Source organism: Arthrobacter endolithicus, assembly GCF_026627425.1.
Classification (GTDB): Bacteria; Actinomycetota; Actinomycetes; order Actinomycetales; family Micrococcaceae; genus Arthrobacter_M.
Genome location: NZ_JAPNLH010000013.1, coordinates 16,659 through 43,621, shown reverse-complemented (window position 1 = coordinate 43,621; position 26,963 = coordinate 16,659). Strand labels below are relative to the sequence as shown.

Below are 26,963 nucleotides of genomic sequence, written 5' to 3'. Positions count from 1 at the left end.
GCAGCCACAGAAGGAGCCCGGTGAACGCACGTCCAATTGCCGTCGTGATCGAGGATGAAGCGGATATCCGCCAACTCATCTCGCTCATCCTGACCCAAGCAGGTTTTGACGTCCACACTGCCGCAACCGGGATCGAGGGAGTCGCCGCGGTGCGGACCTACGGGCCGTCGGTGATTACGGCCGATGTCGGCCTGCCGGATATCGACGGGCTGGAAGTGACGTGGCAGATACGGCAGTTCAGCAACGCCTTCATCGTGCTCCTGACTGCGCGCTCGGAAGCCATCGACATGCTGCGTGGGCAGGAATCAGGGGCAGATGACTACCTGACTAAGCCGTTCCGGCCACAGGAACTGCTGGACAGGATTGCGGTCGCCAAACACCGGAAGCCCTAGCCCCTGCAGGGAGCCCCAGCGCCTGCACCGGTGGCTGTCCTTGGTAGCCCCGCCGGCCCGGAAGCTACCCGGAGGCTCCGAGCGGCAGCCGCAGGACCGCCGTCGTCCCGTTGCCCGGCGAACTGAGCAACCGGATGGAACCGCCGTGCCGCTCCACGATGGATTTGACCACATTCAGACCCAAACCGAAACCCTTTGCCTCGGAATTGCGCGCCGTCTCCGTCCGGAAGAACTGGTTAAAGACATCGTCCTGGTCTTCTTCGGCGATCCCGATGCCTTGGTCCTGGATCTCCAGGACAGCCTGCCCGGCCGCGTCGTCCCGGTGGCCCCGGACCGTCACGGTGGTTTCGGACCCGCTGTACTTGATGGCGTTGGAGAAGAGGTTGTCCAGCACCTGGCAGATGCGCTCCGGGTCGACCAGCGCCACCAGCGGACCGCGGGTTTCGTTGATGATGCTGATGGAGCGGGTACTGGCGGCCGGTGCAATGGATTCCACGGCACTGTGTACGACTGCGGTCAGATCCATCTGCACCGGCGTCATGCTCAGTGTGGACTCGGCGGCGGACATCAGATCCTGCACGCGGGTGCGGAGCCTTTCGGCATTGCGCTCAATAACATCCAGCTCGGGCCCGGGGCTGACGGCAGAATCCTCTAACCGCTCGCGCAGCAGATCCGTATAGCCGAGAATAGACGTCAGCGGGGTCCGCAGCTCATGGGAGACCGATGCCACGAACCCCGTCTGAGCAGCGGTAGCCTCCATGAGCGTGGTGACGTTGGAAAACGCTATGACAAACCCGGTGGTCCGGTCTTCGGCGTCCAGGACCGGGCGGGAGGTGGCGTAATAGGCACGTCGGCGCCCCCGCTCCTCGGTCCAGAACAGGTAATTGCTGTAGGTTTCGCCCCGGTTTGCCCTGGCGATCGGCCGGCGCTCGGCCGGGATGGGGGTCAGCCGGTCGGATTCATACATGATCTTGGTGCCCTCGCCCATCGCCTCCCATTCCACTCTGGGGGCGCCACGAAGTTGCGCACCTTTCGCCGCCCGATCTTCTCTTGCGAGCCCGGAATTATTGGTCAGCAGCGTGTTGCCGTCAGCATCCACGGCGACGACACCGACCTCCACGGCGTCCAGAATGGACTGCAGCAGCTGCCGCTGCTCCCCGGCACGGGCCAAGGCCGCTTTGAGCCGAAAAGTAGCGGCGCGCAGCCCCCGGGTCTGCGCTTCAAGGCGGCTGGTGATCACGCTGACTGTCAGCCCCACGGTTCCTACCACCAGCGGCAGCAGCACCAGTCTGGCCCAGTGTTGCGACGTGACCGGCGCACCGGCCAGAAGCAAAGGAACGACGACGATCGCGGCTGTTCCGGCGGTGCTGACGGCGACGCCGCGGTACTTATCCGATGTGGCCAGCCAGATGGCCGGAAAAACCGCCAGCAGTCCGAGGACGTCCAGCACGGATTGGGACCCTACCCGTGCCAATCCGATGGCCAGCAGGCCCAGTAACGGCAGCCCCAGCGGCGCCTTGCGGGGGAGCCTGTTCCATGGCACCAGCACGGCCAGGACCATGGCTCCCAGGAGCACCAGATAACCGACGACAAATGATGCCTCGGCAAGGAGCTGTGGATACGCCGCGCTGAATACGATGCCGGTCAGAATCATGATGACGGCCAGCGGCAGGAGGCGGATCAGCGCGGAATAGCGCCCGCCGCCGCCCACGAGCAGCGTGGCCAGCGGAACTTCCCTTGCCGGCGAGCGGACCATGGAGCTCATGCGGAAACCTTTGAGAGAGGGAGCGGTGAGAGGGAGTACGACGGGCCGGGCCGGGGTCGGCCGTGACTACCCGTGCCCTCGGCGTCGATAACGGCCGCGGGCGGCCACCGTTGACCCGTCGGCCGCAGTCGCACCTCACACTTTACCGAATATGTCCGGGATCCCGTCGCCGTCCTGGTCTGCCGCCTCGAGTTCGGCAAGAGCGCGATAGCGTCTGTTGCGCAGCCGCAGCACGATGGCTGCCAGCAGTGCCGCGATGAGGGATCCTGCCAGAATTGCGACCTTCGCATGGTCATTATGCGCAGAATCCATGCCAAAGCTCAGCTCGCTGATCAGCAGCGAAACGGTGAAACCCATTCCGGCCAGGAGCGCAAGGCCGGCGACGTCGATCCAGGCCAGGCCGTCGTCGAGCTCGGCTTTGCTGGTTTTGGTGACCAGCCAAGTAGCGCCCAATACGCCCAACGCCTTTCCTGCGACCAAGGCGACCACGATGCCAACAGCTACCGAATCGGTCAGCGCAGACGTGAGGCCGCTGGTGCCGCCGATGGCGACGCCGGCTGAGAAGAAGGCGAAAAGCGGCACGGCCACGCCGGCGGACAGCGGGCGGATATGGTGCTCGAAATGCTCCGCAAGCCCCGGGCCGGCTTCTGGTCCGCCATTTTTGCCCGAGCGCAGCACCGGGACGGCGAAGCCCAGCAGGACGCCGGCGACGGTCGAGTGTATGCCCGAGGCGTGGATCAAGACCCAGACAGCCAAGGCAAGCGGCAGCAGCAGGTACCAGTTCCTGACCCGCTTCTGCACCAGATAGGTGAACGCCGCGAGGGGAATGAGCGCGAACGCCAGCATCGACGGGTGCAACTCACCGGGGTAAAACACGGCGATAATGGCGATGGCGATGAGGTCATCGACCACGGCCAGGGTCAGCAGAAAGGTGCGCAGGGCCGAGGGAAGATGCGTGCTGATCACTGCCAGCACGGCGAGGGCAAAGGCGATATCCGTGGCGGTGGGGATGGCCCAGCCGCGCAATGCCTCGGGGCCGGCGGTGAGGTTCAGCAGTGTGTAGAAAACCGCGGGCAGAGCCACGCCGCCCAAAGCGGCTGCCACCGGCACCGCCGCCCGGCTGGGGTTGCGCAAATCTCCGGCGACAAATTCACGTTTGAGTTCCAACCCGGCGACAAAGAAGAAAATTGCCAGCAGGCCGTCGGACGCCCAATGGCCCAGCGGCAGCATCAGGTGCAGAAAATCCACCCCAACGGTGGCGTCGCGAAGGGCGAAATAGCTCTCCGATGCGGGGGAGTTCGCCCAGATCAGGGCGACGATGGTCGCGATCAGCAGCAGAGCCCCGCCTACGGTCTCCTTTCGCAAAATAGCGGCTACGCGCAGATTCTCGGGGTAGCTGGAACGGCTGAAGATACGTGTCACCGGCCGATTCCGGCGTGGATCTGACGGGGAATTTGACGTTGGCATCGGGAGTCTCACATTCGGTGGAGGGTGCGGCAAAGCAATTGCCGACCAGACTTCCCGGCGCACCGGTCCTTAGTGTACCGGAGCGCGGTGCGTCGATGCCTCGCCTGCCGGGTAGGGTAGCCCTAATATATGTCTTTTCGACTGCAAGGGGGCGGCGACGATAGACACGGTGACGGTAGATCCGGTGGCAGCAGACACAATCGCAGCAGAGCGGGCTGTGGTTGTTCCATCCCGGCGGACGGCGGCGCTGACGGCCCTGGTCATCCATCCGGACGCGAAAACCCGGCGGGGCGTGACCGCCGAACTTGAGGCGGCCGGACTTGCGGTCGTGTCCCGGTCGAACGGATTATTGGGGCCGGACGAACTGACAGGACCGGAAGAACTGAAACCGGACATCATTCTTCTGGACGTAGACGGGCCCGATTCGTCCGCCATCGACACCCTGCGCCTGCTGCACGGGGACCAATACGCCGCCGGCACACCGGTTGTCGGACTGACGACTATTTCCGGGATGCCGGACATGTCCATGGGTTTCGCCGCGGGGATAGCCGACTACGCCATAGCGCCGTTCTTCGGGCCGGCCTTCGTGCACCGGATCACCACCGTGCTGGCCCGGTTCGGCCAGCTGCGGATTGCCCGGCAGGGGGCTGAACGGCTGCGGGAGCATGCCCGCGCCATTTTGGTGAAGGTCCGCAGCACCAATGATCCCGCTTCCATGGCCGCCCACGTGGTCGCCGGTCTGGGGGAGACTTTTGCGGCCGATCGCGTCTGGCTGCACGTCTTTGAAGATTCGCGGGTCCCGTACCTCACCGCGGAATGGAACAGGCCGGGGCTCCGCGCCGTGGAGCTGCCATGGGAGGATGCGGGCGGACCAACGCAGCATCTGGCGGACCGGCTCTGGTCCTCGACCAGGGCCTTGGCCGTGGATAACCACGCGGATCGCCAGGGGCTGCCCGATGGTGCGGACCTGGCCGAGGGTGTATGTGCGCCGGAGGTCTTGGCTTCCCTGGCCATCCCGCTTGGTGAAGGCAAGGCCGCTTTCGGCATTGTTTGGCTGCTGATGACCGACGGTCCGCGGATCTGGACCACGGCGGAGGTCACGCTGGTCCAGCAGGTCTGCGGATACCTCGAGCATGCTTTGGTGCAGGGTCATCTGATCACTGCGCAGCAGATCGTCATGGAGCGCCTGCTGGAACTGGACAAGGCGAAAAGTGACTTCGTGGCCACCGTGAATCACGAGTTGCGCACCCCGCTGACCTCCATCACCGGATATCTGGATATGGTCCGCGACGGTGCCGGCGGTCCGGTTCCGCCGACCGCACTGGCCATGCTGGATATCGTCGACCGCAATGCCAATCGCCTGCGGCAACTGATCGAGGATATGCTCACGATTTCCCGGATCGAATCCGTTGCTGACGAGGTGCAAACTGCCGAAGTTAACCTCGGTATGTTGCTCACCGCCGTCGTCGCAGCTCTGCAGCCGATCGCGACGGCCAAGCACGTGCGCCTTGAGTGTGACTATCCCGAAGGGTCCCTGCTCGTCGGCGGCGATGCAGCGGCCTTGGAACAGGTCTTTACCAACATCGTCTCCAACGCCGTGAAGTTTACGCCCGCGCTCGGCCGGGTGGTCCTCGTCGGACGGCAAGCAGCGGCCGCAGACGGAACCGCCGCGGTCACCGTCGATGTCTCCGACACCGGAATCGGCATCCCGGAATCGGACCTGCCCAAGCTATTCGGCCGTTTTTTCCGGGCCACAAATGCCTCAGCCGCCGCCATTCCCGGGACGGGACTGGGCCTGGCGATTGCCCGCGGCATCGTGGTCCGCCACGGTGGAGACGTCAGCGTGAGATCCACGGTGGGCAGCGGTACGACGATGTCTGTCACTTTGCCCGCCACGGTCCCGACTGGGTAGCAGCTACGTCACGCAAAACGCGTTTCGGCTGCAGGTGCTGCTACCCAGTGGGGCTGACCAGGGTGCGGATGCCGATCACTGCGGTCGCCAGCCCGAGCACCATGGAGGTGGAGACGAGCATGAGGTGAATGGTGAGGAACCGGGTGGCCCGGCCGTCCTGATCGCGCGCCCGGGGATCTTTGAGGATCCGGCGCATGAACTGCGGCCAGACCAGCAGAGACCAGAGACCGGAAATGATCAGCACGATGGACAGGGCAAGAGGGAGCTGCACGAGGGGGTCTCCAGTTTTGTGGGTATGTAGTCGGTCGGTTCCGTGGCCTCAGGCGGGGTAGGACGCCCGGTGATCATCGAGCCACTTTTGCGCATGCGTGGCCTGCAGGTTCAGGGCCTTGCCGATCATCGGCTCGGCGGCTTCAACGATCTTTGGGCCGAGGAACGGCACGGCAGAGGTGACGGTTCCCTCCACCTCCACCAGGCTGCCGGAGCCTTGCTGGAGAACGCGTTCGACGGCGGTCACGGTCAGCGGTGCGCCGGCGACAGTGAACGTAACAGCGACCTCGCGGGAACCATCCGCCGCTGGGCTGGACCAGTCTTCGAGCGCGGTGACGGTGATTGAGGGACCGACGAATTTCCTGGCCAGATCCGGGAGTTTGTCTGTGGGCAACGTGCGGACCGTCTTGGTGGTGAAAGCTGAGTCCAGCGCCCCCTTGCGCTCGAACGAGGTCAGTTTTCCGCCGATGGATTCGGTGCTGCTGCGGATGAAGTCCTCATCGGTAAAAACCGCCGTGACCCGCTGCACGGGGTGGGAAAGAGTTGTGGTTGCGCGCAGCGCCATGGTTCCTCCGATAAGTTGTTGAGCGGGCGTCCGGCAGATCCTAGGATACAGTCAGCGCCGCGGCCCGCCCGACGGCGGAGGCGAACCGGCAAACCGTGTGCCCCCGCCGCCAGGGGACCCCTCGGGGCCGGGACGTTCGGCGCGTAAGATTAGTCCGTCCCCGGCGTTCCTTATGAACTTCGGGTTGTTGTGTTGCGCCTTTTGTTCTGCCGAGGAGAAACATCCATGAGCCTGAATGGTTTGCGAACTGCCCTGCTGGACGATCCTGCTTTCGCGCGGGTCCGTCGCTACGCAGCGACCCCGCATGCCGAGCGCAGCCAGGATCTCCAGTTCGGGGCTCCGTCGGGGCTGCGGGCCGCGCTGCTCGCCGAGGTGGCCGAGGGCCTGGCCGCCGTTTCCGGTCCGGCGGGGCGGGGCGGAGTCGTTCTGGCAGTGACCGCGACTGGACGGGAAACCGAAGATGTCGCAGCGGCGCTTCGCGCGTTTCTGCCCCGCGACGCGGTGGCGGAGTTTCCCAGCTGGGAAACTTTGCCGCACGAACGACTGTCGCCGCGCTCGGACACGGTGGGCCGCCGCTTGGCTGTGCTGCGCCGGCTCAGCCATCCGGAGCCTGATGACGGACTACGCGTAGTTGTAGCACCGGTCCGGGCGGTGGTGCAGCCGCTGGTGGCAGGACTTGGAGACTTGGTGCCGGTCACTGTCTCGGTAGGCGATGAGGTCTCCTTCACCGATTTGATTACCCGTCTGTCAGCGGCTGCCTATGCGCGCGTGGACATGGTGACCCGCCGCGGTGAGTTCGCCGTGCGGGGCGGGATCCTGGACGTTTTCCCGCCCACCGAGGACCACCCGATCCGGGTGGAATTCTTTGGCGACGAGGTGGAACAGATGCGCTGGTTTGCGGTGGCCGACCAGCGCTCGCTTGGGACGGAAGGCGTAAAGCACCCGAGGACGCTGTATGCGCCGCCGTGCCGGGAAATCCTGATCACGCCCTCGGTGATGTCGCGTGCCGCTCTGCTCAAGGACAAGATGCCCGCTGCTGCAGCCATGCTGGAAAAGATTGCCGGTGGCATTGCCGTGGAAGGGATGGAATCCCTGGCTCCGGCACTAGTGGACGGGATGGTCCCGCTGACGTCCTTGTTCCCGCCCGGCTCTGTGGCCGTGGTGGTGGAACCGGAGAAGGTCCGTGCGCGTGCCCATGATCTGGAGTCCACGAACGAGGAATTCCTGGAGGCTGCCTGGTCCACCGCTTCCGAGGGCGGAGTCGCCCCGCTGGATCTGGCCTCGCAGGAGGGCCTGGACCTGACGGCGGCAAGTTTCAAATCCCTGGCCGTTACCCGCGCCAGTGCGCTCGCCGCCGGCGTGAGTTGGTGGTCCATCACCTCCTTCAGCACCGATGAGGACCTGCTTCCGGACATCGATGTGTTGAACCTGCCCGCCCGCGAACCGCGTGGATACCAGGGGGACGTGGCCGAGATGATGGAGTTCATTGGCTCACGGGTCCGCGATCAGTGGCGTCTGGTCGTAGCGACCGGGGGCCCAGGGCCGGCGCAGCGGCTGGCCGAGCTGTTTCATGAGGCCAATATTCCCGCAGCGCGGGTGGGCAGTCTGGACGAGCCGCCACAGCCAGGCATCATCGAGATCACCACCGCCGTCGTCGGCCGTGGTTTTGTCTTCGACGGGCTCAAGCTGGGGCTCCTGACGGAGGCGGACCTACTCGGGAAAAACTCGGTCAGCTCAACCCGCGATATGCGCAAGCTGCCGTCCAGACGTCGTAATGCCGTGGATCCGCTGCAGCTGCGGGCGGGCGATTTTGTGGTGCATGAACAGCACGGCGTGGGCAAATTCGTCGAGCTGATGCAGCGGAAGGTTTCCACCAGCGCCAGTGGGGGAGCCGGGCTGCGCGAATACCTGGTGCTCGAATACGCGCCCGCCAAGCGCGGTGCGCCAGGGGATAGGCTCTTCGTTCCGACCGATCAGCTGGACCAGATCACTGCCTATGTGGGCGGCGATGCACCGGCGCTGAGCAAAATGGGCGGCTCGGACTGGGCCAGTACCAAGACCAAGGCCCGCAAGGCGGTTAAGGAGATCGCCGGCGAGCTGATCCGGCTGTATTCGGCCCGGATGGCGACCCGCGGGCATGCCTTCGCTCCGGATACGCCGTGGCAGCGCGAACTGGAGGAGGCGTTTCCCTATGTGGAAACCCCGGACCAGCTGACCACGATCAACGAGGTCAAAGCGGATATGGAAAAGGAAATCCCGATGGACCGGCTGGTTTCCGGCGATGTGGGCTACGGGAAGACCGAGATCGCGGTCCGGGCGGCGTTCAAGGCGGTTCAGGACGGCAAGCAGGTGGCAATGCTGGTGCCGACGACGTTGCTGGCGCAGCAGCACCTGGAGACTTTCGGTGAGCGGTTCTCCGGCTTCCCGGTGCGGATTAAGCCGCTGTCGCGGTTCCAGACGGCGAAGGAAAGCAAGGAAACCGTCGAAGGTCTGCGCAGCGGAGCCGTGGACGTGGTCATTGGCACGCATCGGTTGCTCTCCAAAGAGGTGCAGTTCAAGGACCTGGGCCTGGTGATTGTGGATGAGGAACAGCGCTTCGGGGTGGAGCATAAAGAGGAGCTCAAGAAGATGCGCACCAACGTGGATGTGTTGGCCATGAGCGCGACGCCGATTCCCCGCACCCTTGAAATGTCCCTGACGGGGATCCGGGAGACCTCCACACTGGCCACCCCTCCCGAGGAACGGCATCCGGTGCTGACCTACGTGGGGGCCTACACGGACAAGCAGGCCTCGGCGGCGATCCGGCGCGAGCTAATGCGCGAGGGGCAGGTGTTCTTTGTGCATAACCGGGTTTCGTCCATTGAACGGACGGCCGCGCATCTGAAGGAGCTGGTCCCGGAGGCGCGGGTGGCCGTGGCGCACGGTCAGATGAGCGAATCCCGGCTGGAACAGATCATTGTGGACTTCTGGGAAAAGCGCTTTGATGTGCTGGTCTGCACCACGATCATCGAGACTGGACTGGACATTTCCAATGCCAATACCCTCATCGTGGACCGGGCGGATAACTTCGGGCTCTCACAGCTGCACCAGCTCCGCGGCCGGGTGGGCCGGGGACGCGAGCGTGCGTACGCCTATTTCCTCTATCCGTTCGACAAGCCGCTGGGCGAGGTGGCGCTGGAGCGGCTCAAGGCCGTCGCCGCGCACAATGAACTGGGTGCGGGAATGGCGCTGGCGCTCAAGGACCTGGAAATCCGTGGTGCCGGAAATCTGCTCGGGGGGGAGCAGTCGGGGCACATTCAGGGTGTGGGCTTTGACCTCTACATTCGTCTGGTGGGCGAGGCTGTAGCGGACTACCGCGGCGAGTCGGAAGAACGTCCGGCGGAAATGAAGATTGAGCTGCCGGTCAATGCGCACCTGCCGCACGATTATGTTCCGGGGGAACGGCTTCGGCTGGAGGCCTACCGCAAATTGGCAGCAGCGGCGACGGAGGACGCGATCACGGAAGTACTGGCAGAGCTCACCGACCGGTACGGGGAGCCACCGGCAGCGGCACTAAACCTGATCGCCGTCGCCCGTTTCCGCGTCGCTGCGCGTGCCGCGGGGCTGACGGACGTGGCGCTGCAGGGCAATTTCATCAAGTTTGCGCCGGCCCGGCTCCCCGAGTCCAAGCTGATGCGGCTGCAGCGGATGTATCCGGGTTCCATGGTCAAGAATGCGCTCGATGCGGTGCTGATTCCGAAGCCGAAAACGGCACGGATCGGCGGCCGTGACCTGGCGGACGCCGAGGTGCTGACCTGGGCACAGGGTGTGCTGGAGGCGATCTTCACCGATTAGCGGCCAAGCGCCGCGGACCGCGGCCGCCCGATCGAAACGAGCGCCGCCGTCGTGCGTCTGCCGGAAGGTTGCCGCTGTGAAAAACCTACTTGGCGCCCGAATCGGATTTGTTCAACCAGGTCAACGGGATGACCAGGCCCACGAAGCACAGCCCGAGCGCGATTGCCATCGGCCACGCATTGGACAGTGACAGGAATGACATGGCGAAGATGCCGCCGAGAAAGAGCACGAAGAAAATGACGAAGAGTATAACGCTCTGCCCGAGATTGTTCTCACGCTCTTGCGCACGGTTGGACATGTTTCCTCCTGGCCCCCAAAAAGGGGTGTGATGTGGGGCGCGGACTGCACGCCTTGCGGTTCTGGCTAAAAGCTTAGTACGATCCCGCTGGATGGCCGTCATCGGCCACGGTATCCGCTGTCGGGCGGCCGGCTTCCTCGCGCAGGATGGCGATGCCCGCGCTGGCACCGATACGGGTTGCACCCGCGTCGATCATGGCACGGGCATCGGCCAGCGTGCGGATTCCGCCGGAGGCCTTAACACCTATTTCGGGGCCGACGGCGGCACGCATCAGCGATACGTCCTGCACCGTTGCTCCGCCGCCGTTGAACCCGGTTGACGTCTTAACAAAGTCCGCCCCGGCTTCGACGGCAGCCTGACAGGCCAGCCGCTTTTCGTCGTCGGTGAGAAGAGACGTTTCGATTATCACCTTCAGAATTGAGTCGCCGCCGTGCACCTCTTCGGCGACGGCAGAGATATCCTCCACCAGTGCGCCGCGGTCCAGCGCACGCGCCGCGGCAATGTTGATCACCATATCAATCTCGTCCGCGCCATCAAGGACGGCGCCCCGGGCCTCATACGTCTTGACATCCGTTGGGGTGGCGCCGAGCGGGAAACCAACCACCGAACAGGTCAGCACCCCGCTGCCCTTGAGCGCGTTGTGCACGGTCTTGACCCAGATCGGATTCACGCAGACGGATTTGAAGTTGTTGGCCACGGCTTCGGCGCAGATCCTTAGTACGTCCGCCTCGCCGGCATCAGGTTTGAGCAGCGTGTGGTCAATATACCGGGCCAGCTCTGAGCTGGGGGCGGCGCTGGCTGAGGTGCCGGGCAGAGAGGTCAAGGGGAGGCCTTTCCAAGAGTCAGACAAGAAGAATCAGTTAGCTCAATGCTCCCATAGCGCACCGACACGGCCGTTGTCCGATGACAACCGGTTACTGCCATTTCCGGCCGCCGTCAACCAACCAGCAGGATCCCGATCCGGGACGTGCCCGCCACCAGCACAGTGGAGCTTCGGTCATCTCAGGGGATCACAGATCCAGGGCCACACGGACATCGGCTAGCGTAGCGTCCAAGGCCGCACGGGCACGGAGCCGGGCGTCCGGAAGATCCGCCGCTACGCTGACGGGAACAATAACTTCCAGGTAGCACTTGAGCTTGGGCTCGGTTCCGCTGGGCCGGATGATCACGCGGCTGTTATCCGCGGTGCGGAACAGTAGACCGTCCGTGGGCGGTAAGGTGGCGGAGCCTTGAGCCAGATCAGTGAACGTTTCGACGCAGGACCCGCCCAGGCTGCTTGGCGGCTCCTGCCGAAGGGACGTCATCATAGTGGTGAGCCGGGACAGATCCGCAACGCGAAGACTGAGCTGGTCACCGGCGTGCAGACCGTGGTCCAGGGCAAGGTCATCGAGAGTGTCGAAAATGGTCCTGCCCCGGGCCTTCGCCTCGGCTGCCAGCTCGGCGATCAGGAGCGCCGCGGAGATGCCGTCCTTGTCCCGAACCAGCTCCGGTGCAATGCAGTAGCCCAAGGCCTCTTCGTAGCCGTAGCTCAGCCCCGGCACGCGGGAAATCCATTTGAAGCCGGTCAGCGTGTCGGTGTGCTCGAGGCCGTGCGAGGCCGCGATGCGCGCAAGCAGCCGCGAGGAGACAATGGAGTTGGCGAACACGGCGGGTTGGCTGTCCTGAACGGCACCGGGTTCGACGGCGGCACCGGGTTCGACGGCGGCACCGGGTTCGACGGCGGCACCGGGGCCGCCGCCGTCGTCCGCCTGAACTGCGCCGGACGACCCAGGCTTGCCGGCAGACCGGCCGGAGAACCGCCGCGCAAGGTGGTCGCCGAGCAGCGCTCCTACCTCGTCGCCGCGCAACATCCGCCAACTGCCGGTGGATGGGTCCAGTGCGGCAACGGCGGCCCGGTCCGCATCGGGGTCGTTGGCCAGAACGATGTCAGCTCCCCTGTCCCGGGCCAGCGCCAGGGCCAGTTCCAGGGCGCCGGGCTCCTCCGGATTGGGGAACGCGACCGTGGGGAAGTCCGGATCCGGCCGCGCCTGCTCAGCCACGACGGCAATATTCTCGAAGCCCGCGCCGCGCAGCACACCGACGGCAGTTTCCGCACCCACGCCATGCATCGGTGTGTAGACAATCAACAGATCGCGGGAAGGGAAAGCCAGCGGATCAGCGAGGGAGAGCACTGCGTCCTGGTACCCGGCGGTGAAATCCGGCCCGACCACGGTCCAGCCCGCAGTGGCCAGTTTTATGCTGGCCGGCGCACCGACGGCGGCAATTTCCGCGGCAATCAGGGCATCGAACGGAGCGACAATCTGTGCGCCTTGCCCGGCGCCCGGCACGGTCCGGCCGCCAAGGTACACCTTGTAGCCATTGTCCAGGGCAGGATTATGGCTGGCCGTCACCATGACCCCGGCGTCGCAATTGAGCTCCCGGACGGCGTAAGCGAGGACGGGCGTGGGCAGCGCGGCAGGCAGCAGAAAGGTCTCGATGCCGGCGGCGGTAAGGATTGCGGCGCTCTCGGTGGCAAAAATCTGCGAATTGTGGCGGGCGTCGAAGCCGACGACGGCGCGCGGCCGGTAGTGGGGCCCGCGTTCGGTGCGGCGCGCGGCCTGTCCGGAAGTCTCCTCCGCGGGCACGGCGGTAGGGTGCTTCGCGCTCGCCTTCAGCAGGTATGCGGCGAGCCCTGCGGCAGCCCGGCGGACGACGACCCGGTTCATCCGGTTCGGGCCCGGACCCATGGCAGCGCGCAGGCCAGCCGTGCCGAACTGCAGGCTGCCGCTGAAGCTGTCGGCGAGCTCCTGCTGGGCAGCGTCCGCAGTCATCGCCGCACCAGCCGGTCCGCCGCTGCCCGCTTCCGGAACGGCGCCGCCGGCTTCCGGAACGGCGCCGCCTGACCCGGGGCCGCCGGCACGAACTATCAGGGCCCTCAATTGCGTGGCGGTCACCGGGTCCGGGTCCTGATCCGCCCAGCTCCGGGCGGAGTGCAGCAGGGGCTGGAGCTCGGTGTCCGAAAGCGTCATGGCTCCAACCTATCGTGACGCGGAGAACGGCTCAGAGCACCCTGAGGTGACCCGGCGGAAGCTGCGCAGGTATGGGTGCCAAGCTTTCGCAGGAGTGCACGCCGCGCAAGCTTCGTACCCGAAGAACAGTCCGCCCGCCAAACGGTCCGCGCCGCCGAACGGTCCGCGCCGCCGAACGGTCCACACCGCCGAACGAACCGCGTCTAGAGCAGGGCGATGATGTCCGCCAGCAGCCGGGAGATCCTCGGCCCGGCCGCCTGGCCTGCAGCGAGCACTTCCGCGTGGCTCAACGGATCGGGGCTGATTCCGGCGGCCAGGTTGGTGACCAGTGAAATCCCGAAGACCTCCATGCCTGCGTGGCGGGCCGCGATCGCCTCTAGCGCGGTGGACATTCCCACCAGATCCGCGCCGATCCGCTTGGCGTACTGCACCTCGGCGGGGGTCTCATAATGTGGGCCGGTGAATTGCGCGTAGACGCCCTCGTCCAGCCCCGGATCAACCTTATGGGCCACGGCGCGCAGCCGGGCGGAATACAGATCGGTGAGGTCCACGAACGTGGCACCCTCCAGAGGAGAAGCCGCCGTGAGGTTGATGTGGTCGCGGATCAGCACCGGTGTGCCGGGTGTCCATGCCTCATTCAAGCCGCCGCAGCCGTTGGTCAGCACCAACGTCTTCGCGCCGCACGCGGCAGCAGTCCGCACACCATGGACCACGGCACGCACGCCTTTTCCTTCGTAGAAATGGGTTCGGGCTCCGAGCACCAGGGCGCGTCTCCCCGCGGTGGTCAGCACGGAGCGGACGGTTCCGACGTGGCCTTGGACAGCAGGCGCCCAGAAGCCGGGAATGTCCGCAGCGTTGAGCGTGGCCGTGGTTTTGCCGATCAGTTCCGCCGCTTCGCCCCAACCGGAGCCGAGCACCAGGGCGATATCGTGGCAGGCCACGCCGGTGTGCTCTGCGATGTAGGCAGCGGCCGCAGCCGCCAATTCCGTCGGGTCGGTGCCGGGGGAGGCGGTGGAAACGGCGGCGGATTCGCCTGTGAAGGAAGAATCAGATGTACACATTGGAATAACTTACCGAACTTGATGCCGATGGACGCGATGGGCGAGAATGAATGACTGTGACCAGCCATAATCTCTTTTCCACTCAGTCCGCTCCGAGCATCGCGATCCTGGGCGGCGGGCCGGGCGGGTACGAGGCCGCGATCGTCGCCGCCTCCTTGGGCGCGCAGGTAACTGTGGTGGAGCGGGCCGGACTTGGCGGCTCTGCGGTGCTGACCGACGTCGTCCCGTCCAAAACACTCATCGCGACGGCCGACGCGATGACGCGCATGACCGACGCCGCCGCACTTGGGGTGCGGTTCGATTTGGGTGGGGGCGAGGGTGACTGCGTTCCGCTGATGAGCGCCGACCTCAAGGCGGTTAACGAGCGCGTCATGCGCCTGGCCGGCGACCAATCGGCCGATATTCGTGCCGGCCTGGAACGTGTGGGTGTGCGGATTATTCTGGGCACGGGCCGGCTGCTGGACAACAAGACAATCGAAGCAACCGTCGGTGAGGGGGCCGAGGCCAGCACTGAAATCGTCGAGGCGGACGCGATACTGGTCTCCGTCGGTGCTCATCCGCGCGAATTGCCGACGGCCAAACCGGACGGCGAGCGGATCCTGAACTGGACTCAGCTGTACAACCTTCAGGAGGTGCCGCCGGAGCTGATCGTCGTGGGATCTGGGGTGACGGGCGCCGAATTCGCCTCCGCCTACAACGGACTGGGCTCCAAGGTGACGCTGATTTCCAGCCGCGACCAGGTGCTCCCGGGGGAGGATTCGGATGCCGCGCAAGTCCTGGAGGATGTCTTCGCCCGCCGCGGCATGACAGTGCTGTCGCGTTCCCGGGCTGCCGCCGTCGACCGCACCGAGGACGGCGTCGTCGTGACGCTCAGCGACGGCCGCGAAATCACCGGCAGCCACTGCCTGGTGTGCGTGGGCTCCATCCCGAACACAGAGGGAATCGGTCTTGAGCAGGCCGGCGTCGCGCTCACCGAGAGCGGGCACATCAAGGTCGACGGCGTCTCCCGGACGACGGCGTCAAACGTCTACGCGGCGGGCGACTGCACCGGAGTTTTCGCGCTGGCATCAGTCGCGGCCATGCAGGGCCGGATCGCCGTGGCGCATTTGCTGGGCGATGGGGTGCGGCCGCTGAAGCTGCTGCAGGTTTCCTCCAATATCTTCACCTCACCGGAAATCGCCTCCGTGGGCGTGTCCGAGGCGGATCTGGCCTCCGGCAAGTTCCAGGGAGATGTGTTCACGCTGTCCCTGCGCACCAACGCCCGGGCCAAGATGCGTAATTTCAAGGACGGCTTCGTGAAGATAATTGCGCGCAAGGGATCCGGGACGGTCATCGGCGGTGTGGTGGTGGCCCAGGGAGCGTCCGAACTGATCTTTCCGATCGCCCTGGCGGTCACGCAAAAGCTGCACGTGGACGATGTGGCCAGCACCTTCACGGTTTACCCCTCGCTCAGCGGTTCCATTTCGGAGGCCGCGCGGCGCCTGCACGTGCACATGTAGGATTGCGCGCCTTCCCGGCCGCGATTGCCGTGGAAATGGACGGGTGCCGTGAAAATCCGCTCCTCCTTAAGAGGGTCCGTCGAGCTGAAATTTACGGGCGGAAACGCTCCTTCAACGCTGGCACTAAGTATGCTTGTGAGAGGGTTGACGGCTGGATAATTTGCGGGACCAGTGGCACACAAAAAAGAGGATATGAGATGGACCGGCACGAGGCAGGAAAAGACGCGGACAGAGCCCACGGGGAGGCGCCGGCAGAGGGAGCGGACCCGGAGGCGCAGGACGGCAATACCGCGGAAGGGGACGACCGCCGGCATGCGCAGCTGGCCGCGGAGGGCGAAGACAACGGGGCCGACGACGGCGGAGAACCAGCAGCGGACGCGCCGGAAAGTTGACGGCGGGGCGGACCGAGGCAGCTGCCCGGACCGGGCACAGCTTTGCAGCGTCCAAATAATGAGATCGTTTATCCACGGGGCGGACTTGGGGATCTAATATGATCTTCTGATCCTCGCCAACGCCGGTCTGCCGACTGGCGTGACCGGCCGTATGAAAGTCGGTTCCATGAGCAGCACCAAAACGGTTTCCGAACCCGTTATTCCCACAGTAAATACCCGCGGACGGGTAATCCTCGCCAGCCTGGTGGGCACGACCATCGAATTTTACGACTTTTACGTCTATGCCACGGCTGCTGTCCTCGTCTTCCCGAAACTGTTCTTCCCCAATGCGGACAGCACCACACAGCTGCTGAGTTCCTTCGCCATCTTCGGGGTGGCCTTCGTGGCGCGCCCTGTCGGCTCTGTACTGTTCGGGCATTTCGGAGACAAATTCGGGCGAAAAGGCACCTTGGTGGCGTCCCTGCTGACGATGGGAATCGCAACGTTCCTCATCGGCTGCCTCCCGACCGCGCTGGTCCCCGGCTGGACATTCCTGGCACCGGCGCTGCTGGTGCTGCTGCGCTTCGCGCAGGGCCTGGCCCTGGGCGGGGAGTGGAGCGGTGCGGCCCTACTGGCGACTGAGAACGCGCCGGCCGGAAAACGCGCCATCTGGGGCACGTTCCCGCAGATGGGTGCGCCCGTCGGCTTCATCATTGCCAACGGTCTGTTCCTGATCCTTAACCTGACGCTGACCACCGCACAGTTTGCGGCCTGGGGCTGGCGGATTCCGTTCCTGCTCAGCGCCATCATGGTGATCATCGGGCTGTACGTCCGGCTTAAACTGGTGGAAACTCCGGCATTCCAAAAGGTGTTGGACGAGGGCGAGGTGTCCAAGCTGCCGGTGGGCCGAGTCTTCCGCACCAGCTGGCGCCCGCTGGTCCTTGGCACCTTCGTCATGCTGGCCACCTACGTGCTGTTCTACCTGATGACGACGTTCACGCTGACTTATGGCACTGCCGCTGCGACGCTGGATTCCGCCAAGGGCGCGGCTGTCAAGGCCGGGAAACCGATGACGCAGACTGCTGTCAATGCCTGGGTTCCGGGCCTTGGCTACACGCGTAATGATTTCCTGCTGATGCTGATTGTGGGTGTCGTCTTCTTCGGCATCTTCACACTTGTGGCGGGACCGCTGGCGGAAAAGTACGGACGCCGGAAGTCGTTGATCGTGATCACATCGGCGATCCTGGTCTTCGGGTTCACTTTTGTGCCGCTGTTCAGCGCCGGGTTTGCCGGTGCCCAAGCCCTGTTGATCATCGGATTCATCCTGATGGGACTGACCTTCGGTCCGATGGGAGCGCTGCTGCCGGAACTATTCCCGACCAACGTCCGCTACACGGGTTCCGCTGTTAGTTACAACCTCTCCAGCGTCCTGGGCGCGGCGGTGGCGCCGTTCATCGCCGTCGCCCTCTGGCAGGCGGCGCACGGCAGCACCTTCCTGGTAGGCCTTTACCTCAGCGCGATGGCGGCTCTGACCTTGGTCGCGTTAGTCCTGATGAAGGAAACCAAGGACCTGGATTACACCGCCAACGTCAGCTAGCGTCGCTTAGGAACCAACAGGTGCGCGTGTTGGGCTGAAGGTCGATTCAGCCCAGCACGCGCACCTGTCAGTGGTCGGTCAGTCCTCGATGGTGGCCAGGACGGCCCCGGCGGAGACCGTGTCGCCCGGGAGAGCAGCGAGACCGGTGACAGTGCCGGAGCGGTGCGCGGTGAGGGGCTGCTCCATCTTCATGGCCTCCAGCACTACCATTAGGTCTCCCTCGGCAACAACATCACCGTCCGCTACGGCCACCTTGACAATGGTTCCCTGCATCGGTGAGGTCAACGAATTACCGTTGGCGGCCGCCGGGGTTGAGCTGCGCCGCGCGGACTTCTTCTTCGACTTGCCGTTGGCATCCTTGGACCCCGCAGATGGCCGGGACGCCAGGAATGCGGGGAGGACCACCTCCAGGCGCTTCCCACCCACCTCAACGGTGACGCGCTGCCGGGTGCCGTCGTCGTCGCCGGTTCCCGAACCGGTCCCGGCCGGGACAAATGCCGGGATGGTGTTGTTGAATTCGGTTTCGATCCACCGCGTGTGCACGGTGAACGGCAAGCCGTCCGACGGCGCAAAGGCCGGGTCAGCGACGACGGCCCGGTGGAACGGCAGGGCGGTGGGCATGCCCGTTATTTCCATCTCGGCCAGGGCTCGGGCGGCGCGCTGCAGGGCCTGCGCGCGGGTGGCGCCCGTGACGATCAACTTGGCCAGCAGGGAATCGAAGTTCCCGCCGATCACCTCGCCCGCCTCGATGCCCGAATCGACGCGCACGCCGGGGCCGCTGGGCAGCTTCAGAGTTTCGACCGTGCCCGGCGCAGGCATGAAATTCCTGCCCGGGTCCTCGCCATTGATCCGGAATTCGAAGGCGTGGCCGCGGATTTGAGGATCCGAGTAGCCCAGATCCTCGCCGCGGGCCAATCGGAACTGCTCGCGGACCAGGTCCAGGCCGGATACTTCCTCGGACACCGGATGCTCCACCTGCAGGCGGGTGTTGACTTCCAGAAAGGAAATGGTGCCGTCCATGCCAACCAGGAACTCACATGTTCCGGCACCCTGATAGTGGACCTCCTTCAGGATCGCCTTGGAGGCCTCGTACAGGCGCGCGTTCTGCTCGGCGCTCAGGAACGGCGCGGGCGCCTCTTCGACCAGCTTCTGGTTCCGGCGCTGTAGTGAGCAGTCGCGGGTTGAAATGACGACGACGTTGCCCGCGGCATCGGCGAGGCACTGTGTCTCAACGTGACGGGGAGAGTCAAGATAACGCTCCACGAAGCACTCGCCGCGGCCGAATGCGGAAACGGCCTCGCGGACGGCGGATTCGTAGGCATCGGGAATTTCGTTGCGGTCGCGGACAACCTTTATGCCGCGCCCGCCGCCGCCGTAGGCCGCCTTGATGGCCAGCGGTAGACCGACCTCGTCCGCGAAATCCAGCACTTCCTGGGCCGAGCCGACGGGGTTTTTTGTGCCGGGGGCCAGCGGGGCGCCGACCTTTTCAGCGATATGTCTGGCCCGTACCTTATCGCCTAGAGAAGCAATGGCCTCCGGGGACGGACCGATCCAGATGAGTCCTGCATCGATCACCTGCCGGGCAAAATCGGCGTTTTCGGACAGGAAACCGTAGCCTGGGTGGATCGCGTCGGCGCCGGAGGAGGCTGCGGCGTCAAGAATCTTTTCCATGACCAGGTAAGACTCCGCGGCGCTGCTGCCGCCCAAGGCATAGGCCTCGTCGGCCAGCCGTACGTGCAGTGCGTCGCGGTCCGGCTCCGCATAGACAGCGACCGAAACGATCCCTTCATCGCGGGCAGCGCGGATGATGCGGACGGCAATCTCCCCGCGGTTAGCAATAAGCACCTTGGTGATGACCGCGGCTGGTGGTGAAATTCTCACACGGGACTCCTTCTATTCCCTTGGGAGCCTAGCGCGGTTTTGAGGTTTTACCCCACGCACCATGCCGTTTCTGTGGGACTGGACTGCATTCTTTGTAGGGATCCTACAAAATCGCCCCGGCTCCGGATTCTGCCGTTGCGGTCCAGGGCGTACGCCGATCACTGCCGGGTGCGTTGCTGACCGAGGGTTGCCGGCTGGCGGCCGGGATGTAGAACCAGAAGTTACCGTCGCGAAAATAGACCGCCCCGACGATCAGTGCTGCGGTGTACGCGGCGAAGTAGCCAAAGAGGGAGGTCAGGAAGCGCTAGCTGTAGCCGTTCTTTGTTGACCGTTGAAACATCGGCCATACGGAGGTGGTGAATATTGCCCAGACCATGGCGGAAAAGGCCAGTACCGGGCCGGCGTCAAATTATCAGGTGTTGCTACACGTCACTTCCATAGGTCGGTTATGTTCACGTTCGCCTGCGCCAGTAGTGTCCGAAGCGTGGAAATGGAGAGGCCGACGACGGCATGCGGGTCACCGTCGACGCGTTCGATGAATGCGCCGCCCAGGGAGTCGATGGTGAATGAGCCCGCCACCTGAAGCGGTTCGCCGGTGGCGATATAGGCATCGATCTCCGCACTGCTCATGGTGGCGAAATGGACCTCTGCCGAGGCAACGGCGCCAACCGTGGCGCCGGAACCGGTGCCGTCGGCTTCATCGTGGCCCATTGCGCGGTTGTCCACCAGCCAATGCCCGGTGTGCAATATGCCGCAGCGCCCGTTCATCCGGAGCAGCCGCTCGCGCGCGACGTCCGCCTCGTACGGTTTCCCGAAGGACCGGCCATCGAATTCGAAGACGGAATCGCAGCCAAGCACCAGGGCGCCATCCGCGGAGTATTCAGAAGCCACCGCTTCGGCCTTTGCCCGCGCCAACAGGAGGGCAGTATCGTGCGGATCGGTGATCCCGTAGCGGGCCGTGGTCGCGTCTTCGTCCACGTCAGAGACCAGCACGTCATGGGCGATGCCGGCATCGGTCAACAGTTTGGTGCGGGCGGGGGAGGCGGAGGCCAGAATGAGTCGCAAATCAGTCACGGGTCCAAGCCTAGCCCGTGTGCGAAGCCCACTTGGTCTACGCCCCGGCTCGAAGAACCACCGACCACATTGCACATTTAGTATCTGGTGAGGCCAGTGGTGTCGCGACAATTTGACCGCTGTCCCCGGGGGCCAGAACGGCGCTGTCCCCGAGCAGGGACGTGATCCGGCCGCCGCCGATGCCGGTGGTCTGGGATCGGGGGATCACTGTGGGGTCCGCGGCCCAACCGTTGTCCACGCTGGACTTATTCGCCCAGTAGGAGACCAGCGTGCTGCCGGGGCTGCTGACGGCCACCTTCGGGGTCGTCCGCGTATTTTCGCTGGTCAGACGGATATCTGATACTGCTGAGTCGATCCAGTTGGGGCCAGTGACTCCTGAGTAAGCGACCAGCTGCACCGCGGCCTTGGCCATTAGACCAAGCGGGACGGTGATCGTGGATCCGGCATCGCTGGCGTTGGCGGTTTTCGCCCAAAGAAACGTCTGTACGCTACCGTCGGCCCGGGAACCGATCAGCCGCCAGCTACTGCCGGAGGGCGGCCCGGCCGCCGGAGCCGTGCTGTTCACCGTGGCGAACAGCAGCAGACCATCGCCGGACTTGATCTGCGTGGGGGCGGTTAGGCTTGGCGCGGTGCTGTTGACGTTCGTCTGGCTGGCGCCCCGGAACGTCACTGCACCCTGCGCGGGTACACCGGTGGTAACGGAAACGGTTTTTGTCGCCGTTCCGGTGGCCCCCTGATCGTCTGTCACGGTCAGCGTGATCGTATACGTGCCCGCCGCCGCGTAGGCGTGCGCGGCCGTGGATCCGCCCGCACTGCTTCCATCTCCGAAGGTCCAGCTGGACGAAACGACCGTACCATCGCTGTCAGTAGAGCTGCTGGCATCAACAGCCACTGAGAGGCCGGTAGTGCGAGACGTAAACGCTGCGACTGGGGCCCGATTCGCCGGTGCCGGTTGCGCAAGACAGCTTTGGACGTCCGGAGTGGAGCCCGCTTTGCAGAATGCAACTCGATAGACGTCGCCGACAACCTGATCGGTATTTTCGCTGGCCACCGGAAGCGGGTACTTATTGGCAACGCTGAGCCATTCGTAGGAGGTGAAGGCTCCAGTTGATGCCACGGTAACAACGTTTCTAGTGGTTACAGGGCCACCAGGCTCCAGTCTGCTCGTTTCCAGGGTTATCGTCGATTTGCCGGTAAGACCGTCCGGATCCTTGATGCAGCTGACGAGGTACGTCATCCCATTGAGGAGGGCTTGGGTCCCGCGGACTACGGGAATCGTTGTAGCGCTCAGTGACCCTGCGACCCGGCATTCCGGAAAGACCGCGCCGGAATTCGTGCTGCACTTGCTTGCCTGGATCTTCATCTGGGATAACTGAGTCCCAAAGCGACCGATCTGCGTGTAGTTATGCGAGTCCAGAAAACACTTCTGCGTGCCGACGAGCTGGTGAGTGAACTTAACGACCGCGCCATAGGCCTCCCGGGCGGTAGCGCTCATCGTCGGTCCGGATGTTGGTCGGGCGATGCCGACTGACGCCTTGGCTACGGTATCGCCGTCGAAATGGACGGCGGCTCCGCCGGCCGGGACGGAAACAGAGCCCTTCAAGGATAGTGTCGCGCTGGCGTTCACGGGTGCCGCATTCGCAACCGTCGTCAACGAGTCCCCGAAGGTGTACGAATACAGTAAAGAAAAGCTTCCTGCGGTTGCGGTGATGGCTGTGGCAAGGCCCAGGCCGACGACGGCCGAAACGGTCGCGAGGACTGCCAGAAGTCGTTTTACTGCACCCAAGTAGGCCACGGTGTACCTCGCTAGAACCCGGCTTCACAAAGAAAGCAACGAATATATGTCCTCTGCGTTGCCCAAGCCATCTCAGCGCCGCAGCGGGTCCCCAGCACACCTTAGTGGGATGATATCTCCGCCGCAGCCCAGCGTCCAGAGCATTTCTCCTTTGAGGCGGCGGTGCTGCTGATCGTCGGGGTTAGTCGATCAGGCGGGACCTGATCAGGAAGCGGACCCCCTCGGGTGCCTCGACCGAGAAGCCGCTGCCTCGCCCCGGCACCACGTCCACGGTCAGATGGGTGTGGCGCCAGTGCGTGAACTGCTCGCCGGACATCCAGAACTCCAGGGGTTTGCTGCCTGCGGGATCCGCCAGCTCAAAGCGGCCCAGCAGCACGTCCTGATCCCCGGTCAGGAATTCGCCGGCAGGGAAGCACATCGGCGAGGAGCCGTCGCAGCAACCACCCGACTGATGGAACATCAGCGGCCCGTGCCGTTGCCATAAAAGCAGCAGAAGGTCGACGGCGGCGGCCGTCAGCGCCACGCGGGATTGGGTCTCCTCGGGGACCGTAATACTGGCGTCGAGCAGCGCAGCGGCCATCGTCGTCGTCCTTCCTTCTGGAACTGCAGCGAATCAGATCTGGCGGGAAGAACGGCCTAGAAGAAGCCGAGCTTGTCCTCCGAGTAGCTCACCAGCAGGTTCTTGGTCTGCTGGTAGTGATCGAGCATCATGGCGTGGTTTTCGCGTCCGATGCCGGAGGACTTGTATCCGCCGAAGGCCGCACCGGCCGGGTAAGCGTGGTAGTTGTTCACCCAGACCCGTCCGGCCTGGATCTCCCGACCCGCCCGGTACGCCACGTTGCCATTGCGGGACCAGACACCGGCGCCGAGCCCGTAGAGGGTGTCATTGGCCATGTGCAGGGCATCGGCGTAGTCGGTGAACCGCGCCACAGAGACCACCGGACCGAAGATCTCCTCCTGGAAGATGCGCATATCATTGGTGCCCTCGAAGATTGTGGGCTGGACGTAGTAACCGCCGGCCAGGTCGCCGTCGAGCTCCGCCCGTGCACCGCCGGTGAGCAGTTTGGCGCCCTCCTGCCTGCCGATGTCCAGATAGGAAAGAATTTTCTCCAATTGATCGTTGGAAGCCTGAGCGCCGAGCTGCGTGTTTGTGTCCAGGGGATTGCCCTGGATGATTTTCTCCGTCCGGGCGACCGCATCCGCCATGAAGGAATCGTAGATGGACCCTTGGACCAAGGCACGGGAAGGGCAGGTGCAGACTTCCCCCTGGTTGAAGGCAAAGAGGGTGAAGCCTTCCAGCGCCTTATCGTAAAACGCATCATGGGCCGCAGCGACATCGGCGAAGAAAATATTTGGGCTCTTGCCGCCAAGCTCCAGCGTGACCGGAATCAGATTCTGGCTGGCGTACTGGCTGATCAGCCGGCCGGTGGTGGTCTCGCCGGTGAACGCGATCTTGCGGACCCGCGGGCTGGAGGCCAGAGGTTTCCCGGCTTCCACGCCGAAGCCGTTGACAACGTTCAGCACCCCGGCGGGCAGCAGATCGCCGATCAGTTCCATCAGCAGCAGAATCGACGTCGGCGTCTGTTCGGCCGGTTTAAGCACGACGGCGTTACCCGCCGCCAGCGCGGGGGCCAGCTTCCAGACAGCCATTAGAATCGGGAAGTTCCAGGGAATGATTTGCCCGACCACGCCGAGGGGTTCGTGATAGTGGTAGGCGGTCGTGTCGTCGTCGAGCTGGGAAAGCCGGCCTTCCTGCGCTCGGACGGCGCTGGCAAAATAGCGGAAGTGGTCCGCGGCCAGCGGAATGTCCGCGGCGAGGCATTCGCGGATCGGTTTGCCGTTGTCCCAGGTCTCCGCGACCGCGAGGGATTCCAAATTTTCGTCAATCCGGTCCGCGATTTTGTTCAGCACCGCGGCCCGTTCCGCCACCGGCGTTTTTCCCCAGGACGGGGCGATCTTGTGTGCGGCATCCAGAGCCAGCTCGATGTCTTCGGCGGTGCCGCGGGCCACCTCGCAGAATGCCTTGCCGGTGACGGGGGAGATGTTTTCGAAGTACTGGCCCTTCACCGGGGCAACCCATTCGCCGCCGATCCAATTCTCGTACCGGTCCTTAAAGGTGACCTTCGCATCGGGCTGTCCGGGCTGGGCGTAAACGGTCATGGTGTGCTCCCTTGTGCGGTCATGTTGGTGCAGTCATGTTGGTGTGGTCATGCTGTGCAGTCATAATGGTGCAGTCACGCGGACGGCGTCGTCCTTGCTGCACAGCGTAGGCCAGCACAGGTTGCACTAAGGTTGCGGTGCGGTTGCGGAGCGTGGCACTCAGTCGGAATCGGCGCGCAGCCGTTCCAAATGGGCGACGACGGCGGCCCTCCTGGGTGAGCGGAGCGGCAGGAGGCGCAGCGCAATGTGCCACGCATCGCCGTCGTCCTTGGCTTCGGGCAGCTGAAGGTACTGCAGGAGCACGTCCGGGCCGGCATCGGTGAGGATCGCCTCCCGGAGCAGGGCGCCTACGGAGCGGCGCAGATCGACAATGGCCGGCGCCTCGGAGCGCGGCAGGACCTCCCCGCGGTAACTGCTCAAGGCCAGGCGGTGCGCTCCCCGGCCCAGATGGGTCAGCACCTGCTGGGCATCGACGGCCACCTCGGCGGGCAGCCGGTACGGGCGTGACGTCGGGATCAGGGCCTGGCAATATCCCCGCAGTAAGCGCCGCAGCCGGACCATTTCAGCACGGACGGTGGGTACCGCGGCACGCTCCGGATAGACCATGGAGGCGAGTTCCTCAGCGGAGAGGCCGCGCGGATGTAGGGCCAGCAGGGTAAGGATTTCGGTATGGCGTTCGCTCAGCGTGAGGGTGCGGCCGGCCACGTGCAGCAGCCCGTGATCGCGGCCAAGGATCTGCAGACTGGTCAACTGCGGCGCTTCGGCAGTGGTCGCGGGTGCGGCGGCCCGCGCCACGGGGGTCCGCGCCGCGGCGGCCCGTGCCGTGTTGGCCCGCGGTTCGGTGGCTTGCGGTTCGGTGGCTTGCGGTTCGGTGGCTTGCGGCGCAGTCATGCGTTGTTCCAGCCGCAGGACCTGCAGCTGTGCCTGTGCGGCTGCCACCGTTGCGTTCATCAGTGCGAGCGTGTGCCATGCCACGGCCTCGGCGCCGCCGGTGATGTCCAGGATCCCCAGAATAGAGCCCGTGTCCGGGTCGCGTAAGGGGACGGCGGTGCAGCTCCAAGGATGCACGCCCGGATTAAAGTGCTCGGCGCCGGCGATCTGGATACTCCGGTTCGTTGCCACGGCGGCGCCGGGAGCGTTGGTCCCGACCGCAGCCTCGGACCAGTCGGCCCCAGCGACGAAGTTGATCCGGGAAGCCTTGACCCGGGCAGTGGCGTCCCCCTGGACCCACAGCAACCTGCCGTACTGATCGCCCACGGCAACCAGCAGACCGGTATCGCGGCTTGGCTGGACCAGAAGCTGGGCAATGACGGGGAGGATAGCGGCCAGCGGGTGACCTCGCCGGTAGTCATCGAGCTCGTCTTCTCCCCATAGCAGCGCTGGTCGGACGGCAGCGGGGCGGGCGAGGTAACGCAATGACCGTTCCCACGATTCGCGCACTTCCGGCCGCAAACTGCTGCCGGAAAGAACTCCGGAGGCAGACTGGCGAAGATTTTCATGCGCGGCGAACGCTCCGTGTTGGATGGCGGCCGGGCTCAATGGGCGGCGGTGTGGTTCCATCTACGGCTTCATGAGCCCTGCGGCGGTGTTCGGGGTTCTCCGCGGTACGTTCCAAAGGTCCAGTTGTTTCCTTCGGTGTCGCTGGCCGAGAAATCCATGCTGCCGTAGTCCGTCTGAACCAGCTCCGTCACCGTCAGGCCGCCCTTCTCCAGGACCCGCCGGTGCAGCGCTGGGACATCCGAAGAGACCACGTAGGCAGCGAAGGTACCCGGTTTCAAGGTGAAAGGGCCTTCCGGCTTATGACTGCCGAGCATGATGCCGCCACCCTCGGGCCAATCCAATTGCGCATGGGCCACCTCCTCGCCGTCCATGTAAACGGCCGTCTTGAGGAACCCAAAACAGTCCACCAAATAGTCAATCAGGGCGACGGCGTCGCGCGCCTGCAGCGCCGGCCATACGGTCGGGGCAGGGACAGCCACGGACGGATCCCCACCCATCTGGGTTTCAGACATGT

General features: G+C 64.6%; 21 protein-coding genes. 6 read left to right on the top strand and 15 right to left on the bottom strand.

The genetic code is table 11. The features are described 5' to 3' along the window. Positions 1–20 precede the first annotated feature (20 nt). Positions 21–392 (top strand): response regulator transcription factor, encoded by a 372-nt coding sequence (locus OS914_RS12450; protein ID WP_267546382.1) that lies wholly within the window; start codon positions 21–23, stop codon positions 390–392. Between the two features lie 64 nt (positions 393–456). Here OS914_RS12450 and OS914_RS12445 read toward each other — a convergent pair whose 3' ends face one another. Together OS914_RS12445 and nhaA are read right to left on the bottom strand one after the other, a co-directional pair. Then, the gene (locus OS914_RS12445; protein ID WP_267546381.1) at positions 457–2,157 is read right to left on the bottom strand and encodes a sensor histidine kinase; all 1,701 of its coding nucleotides are present in this window, start codon (positions 2,155–2,157) and stop codon (positions 457–459) included. A gap of 135 nt (positions 2,158–2,292) precedes the next feature. Continuing rightward, complete coding sequence (gene nhaA / locus OS914_RS12440) at positions 2,293–3,624, bottom strand: Na+/H+ antiporter NhaA (protein ID WP_267546380.1); 1,332 nt, start codon at positions 3,622–3,624, stop codon at positions 2,293–2,295. A 184-nt stretch (positions 3,625–3,808) separates the two neighbouring features. On the opposite strand from nhaA, the gene OS914_RS12435 reads away from it, so the two are divergent. Next, positions 3,809–5,536: an ATP-binding protein gene (locus OS914_RS12435; protein ID WP_267546379.1), complete on the top strand. Its 1,728-nt coding sequence runs from the start codon at positions 3,809–3,811 to the stop codon at positions 5,534–5,536. Positions 5,537–5,576: 40 nt separating this feature from the next. Here OS914_RS12435 and OS914_RS12430 read toward each other — a convergent pair whose 3' ends face one another. Beyond that, positions 5,577–5,807 (bottom strand): SCO4848 family membrane protein, encoded by a 231-nt coding sequence (locus tag OS914_RS12430; RefSeq protein WP_267546378.1) that lies wholly within the window; start codon positions 5,805–5,807, stop codon positions 5,577–5,579. 48 nt (positions 5,808–5,855) lie between these two features. Next, complete coding sequence (locus OS914_RS12425) at positions 5,856–6,371, bottom strand: DUF2505 domain-containing protein (RefSeq protein ID WP_267546377.1); 516 nt, start codon at positions 6,369–6,371, stop codon at positions 5,856–5,858. Between the two features lie 225 nt (positions 6,372–6,596). Between OS914_RS12425 and mfd the strand changes: the two genes are divergently transcribed. Further along, on the top strand, positions 6,597–10,205 hold the full coding sequence (mfd, locus tag OS914_RS12420) for a transcription-repair coupling factor (RefSeq protein ID WP_267546376.1): 3,609 nt from the start codon (positions 6,597–6,599) through the stop codon (positions 10,203–10,205). A gap of 85 nt (positions 10,206–10,290) precedes the next feature. On the opposite strand, the gene OS914_RS12415 is transcribed toward mfd, so the two are convergent. The 4 genes from OS914_RS12415 to OS914_RS12400 all read right to left on the bottom strand — a co-directional run bounded on the left by OS914_RS12415 (position 10,291) and on the right by OS914_RS12400 (position 14,572). Next, positions 10,291–10,503, bottom strand: a complete 213-nt coding sequence (locus OS914_RS12415; protein ID WP_267546375.1) for a hypothetical protein — start codon at positions 10,501–10,503, stop codon at positions 10,291–10,293. A gap of 73 nt (positions 10,504–10,576) precedes the next feature. After that, positions 10,577–11,326 (bottom strand): deoxyribose-phosphate aldolase, encoded by a 750-nt coding sequence (gene deoC, locus OS914_RS12410; protein WP_267546374.1) that lies wholly within the window; start codon positions 11,324–11,326, stop codon positions 10,577–10,579. 187 nt (positions 11,327–11,513) lie between these two features. Beyond that, entirely contained in the window at positions 11,514–13,511 is a 1,998-nt protein-coding gene (locus OS914_RS12405) for a phospho-sugar mutase (RefSeq protein WP_267546373.1), read from the bottom strand. Between the two features lie 203 nt (positions 13,512–13,714). Then, positions 13,715–14,572: a purine-nucleoside phosphorylase gene (locus OS914_RS12400; protein ID WP_267546372.1), complete on the bottom strand. Its 858-nt coding sequence runs from the start codon at positions 14,570–14,572 to the stop codon at positions 13,715–13,717. A 50-nt stretch (positions 14,573–14,622) separates the two neighbouring features. Here OS914_RS12400 and OS914_RS12395 point away from each other — a divergent pair, with 50 nt between their 5' ends. From OS914_RS12395 to OS914_RS12385, 3 genes are all read left to right on the top strand, one after another. Continuing rightward, positions 14,623–16,071, top strand: a complete 1,449-nt coding sequence (locus OS914_RS12395; RefSeq protein ID WP_267546371.1) for an NAD(P)H-quinone dehydrogenase — start codon at positions 14,623–14,625, stop codon at positions 16,069–16,071. Positions 16,072–16,268: 197 nt separating this feature from the next. Then, a complete protein-coding gene (locus tag OS914_RS12390) occupies positions 16,269–16,463 on the top strand; it encodes a hypothetical protein (RefSeq protein WP_267546370.1) in 195 nt (64 codons plus the stop codon). Between the two features lie 166 nt (positions 16,464–16,629). Continuing rightward, positions 16,630–18,039: an MFS transporter gene (locus tag OS914_RS12385; RefSeq protein WP_267546369.1), complete on the top strand. Its 1,410-nt coding sequence runs from the start codon at positions 16,630–16,632 to the stop codon at positions 18,037–18,039. Positions 18,040–18,117: 78 nt separating this feature from the next. Here OS914_RS12385 and OS914_RS12380 read toward each other — a convergent pair whose 3' ends face one another. From OS914_RS12380 to OS914_RS12350, 7 genes are all read right to left on the bottom strand, one after another. Further along, positions 18,118–19,920 (bottom strand): acetyl/propionyl/methylcrotonyl-CoA carboxylase subunit alpha, encoded by a 1,803-nt coding sequence (locus tag OS914_RS12380; protein ID WP_267546368.1) that lies wholly within the window; start codon positions 19,918–19,920, stop codon positions 18,118–18,120. Between the two features lie 429 nt (positions 19,921–20,349). Continuing rightward, positions 20,350–20,994, bottom strand: coding sequence for a Maf family protein (locus OS914_RS12375; protein ID WP_267546367.1), 645 nt, complete (start codon positions 20,992–20,994; stop codon positions 20,350–20,352). A gap of 37 nt (positions 20,995–21,031) precedes the next feature. Then, the gene (locus tag OS914_RS12370; RefSeq protein ID WP_267546366.1) at positions 21,032–22,780 is read right to left on the bottom strand and encodes a PKD domain-containing protein; all 1,749 of its coding nucleotides are present in this window, start codon (positions 22,778–22,780) and stop codon (positions 21,032–21,034) included. Between the two features lie 190 nt (positions 22,781–22,970). Next, positions 22,971–23,369, bottom strand: a complete 399-nt coding sequence (locus tag OS914_RS12365) for a DUF779 domain-containing protein (protein WP_267546365.1) — start codon at positions 23,367–23,369, stop codon at positions 22,971–22,973. A 56-nt stretch (positions 23,370–23,425) separates the two neighbouring features. Next, positions 23,426–24,949: an acetaldehyde dehydrogenase ExaC gene (exaC, locus tag OS914_RS12360; protein WP_267546364.1), complete on the bottom strand. Its 1,524-nt coding sequence runs from the start codon at positions 24,947–24,949 to the stop codon at positions 23,426–23,428. A gap of 159 nt (positions 24,950–25,108) precedes the next feature. Further along, the gene (locus OS914_RS12355; RefSeq protein WP_267546363.1) at positions 25,109–26,509 is read right to left on the bottom strand and encodes a helix-turn-helix domain-containing protein; all 1,401 of its coding nucleotides are present in this window, start codon (positions 26,507–26,509) and stop codon (positions 25,109–25,111) included. A gap of 8 nt (positions 26,510–26,517) precedes the next feature. Next, entirely contained in the window at positions 26,518–26,961 is a 444-nt protein-coding gene (locus OS914_RS12350) for a VOC family protein (RefSeq protein WP_267546362.1), read from the bottom strand. Positions 26,962–26,963 lie beyond the last annotated feature (2 nt).

Excerpts from the sequence above, each read along its gene's own strand:
- OS914_RS12445 (WP_267546381.1), bottom strand. The coding sequence starts at position 2,157 with ATGAGCTCCATGGTCCGCTCGCCGGCAAGGGAAGTTCCGCTGGCCACG.
- nhaA (WP_267546380.1), bottom strand. The coding sequence starts at position 3,624 with ATGCCAACGTCAAATTCCCCGTCAGATCCACGCCGGAATCGGCCGGTG.
- OS914_RS12425 (WP_267546377.1), bottom strand. The coding sequence starts at position 6,371 with ATGGCGCTGCGCGCAACCACAACTCTTTCCCACCCCGTGCAGCGGGTC.
- mfd (WP_267546376.1), top strand. The coding sequence starts at position 6,597 with ATGAGCCTGAATGGTTTGCGAACTGCCCTGCTGGACGATCCTGCTTTC.
- OS914_RS12415 (WP_267546375.1), bottom strand. The coding sequence starts at position 10,503 with ATGTCCAACCGTGCGCAAGAGCGTGAGAACAATCTCGGGCAGAGCGTT.
- OS914_RS12405 (WP_267546373.1), bottom strand. The coding sequence starts at position 13,511 with ATGACGCTTTCGGACACCGAGCTCCAGCCCCTGCTGCACTCCGCCCGG.
- OS914_RS12400 (WP_267546372.1), bottom strand. The coding sequence starts at position 14,572 with ATGTGTACATCTGATTCTTCCTTCACAGGCGAATCCGCCGCCGTTTCC.
- OS914_RS12395 (WP_267546371.1), top strand. The coding sequence starts at position 14,623 with ATGACTGTGACCAGCCATAATCTCTTTTCCACTCAGTCCGCTCCGAGC.
- OS914_RS12390 (WP_267546370.1), top strand. The coding sequence starts at position 16,269 with ATGGACCGGCACGAGGCAGGAAAAGACGCGGACAGAGCCCACGGGGAG.
- OS914_RS12385 (WP_267546369.1), top strand. The coding sequence starts at position 16,630 with ATGAGCAGCACCAAAACGGTTTCCGAACCCGTTATTCCCACAGTAAAT.
- OS914_RS12365 (WP_267546365.1), bottom strand. The coding sequence starts at position 23,369 with ATGGCCGCTGCGCTGCTCGACGCCAGTATTACGGTCCCCGAGGAGACC.
- exaC (WP_267546364.1), bottom strand. The coding sequence starts at position 24,949 with ATGACCGTTTACGCCCAGCCCGGACAGCCCGATGCGAAGGTCACCTTT.
- OS914_RS12355 (WP_267546363.1), bottom strand. The coding sequence starts at position 26,509 with ATGGAACCACACCGCCGCCCATTGAGCCCGGCCGCCATCCAACACGGA.
- OS914_RS12350 (WP_267546362.1), bottom strand. The coding sequence starts at position 26,961 with ATGTCTGAAACCCAGATGGGTGGGGATCCGTCCGTGGCTGTCCCTGCC.